Below are 781 nucleotides of genomic sequence, written 5' to 3'. Positions count from 1 at the left end.
ACAGTTTGTTTTATAAAACTATTAATCTGTTGAGTTTACATAATACTAAAAAAGATGAATCCAGCCCATATATTAGGCTATTTTTAATATCTCTTTCGTATTTTTTAACTAAAAAGTCGTCTTTTTAAGGCCTAAATTCGTTATGGCTTTAACGGCTGTAATCTCTCCTGATTTCCATGGGTTATCGACTTGATTTTGTTCCACTCTATTATTGAGATATCTAAAAAATTGCCTTAGTTGTATGCCTTCAGATTATGTTTCCCTTTTTTAAATCTTGAAGTGCTATAGGGTAGGCAGTGTTCTCATCTACTGTTTACACGAGAGGTTTAGACACGTGCGAAAAAGCCAAGGCTTTCTTAATAAAGCGCTTGGCTGCATGTTTATCTCTTGATTTGCTTAAATACCAATCAATCATATGCCCTTCTGTAAGCACAACTACTTGAACGTCACCTGTGAACAACGACTGTAATGCTTCTCCCCCAAATTACTCACCTTACATTTTCTTTTTATGCCATATTAATGTTACATTAGTTATTACATCTAAATACCAAAAGTATTTCCACCATTAACTGATAAACATTGTCCCGTAATAAATTTTGCTTCATTGGATGCCAAAAATACAACAGCATTTCCAATATCTCGAGGCTCACCCATTTTACAAAGAGGAACGCCTTTTTTATATTCACTCGTATCTATTCCCTCGTGTCTTTCTACTGGGATAAAACCTGGATTTATTAAATTGACCGTAATGCCAAAAGGTCCTAATTCACTTGCCCAGGAA

1 protein-coding gene and 1 pseudogene are annotated in these 781 nt (G+C 34.6%); both read right to left on the bottom strand.

Annotation, left to right across the window (positions count from 1 at the left end; translation table 11 throughout):
* Positions 1–192: 192 nt before the first annotated feature.
* Positions 193–427: pseudogene (locus AC1DUW_RS31150) on the bottom strand (DDE-type integrase/transposase/recombinase); the annotation flags it as partial.
* Between the two features lie 113 nt (positions 428–540).
* The coding region (locus AC1DUW_RS31145) for an SDR family NAD(P)-dependent oxidoreductase (protein ID WP_477644491.1) at positions 541–781 on the bottom strand (241 nt) is incomplete at its 5' end.

This window comes from Peribacillus sp. P4_C12, from assembly GCF_056402095.1.
The sequence above is the reverse complement of the archived record's forward strand: the minus strand, read 5'-3'. Positions and strand labels throughout refer to the sequence as shown.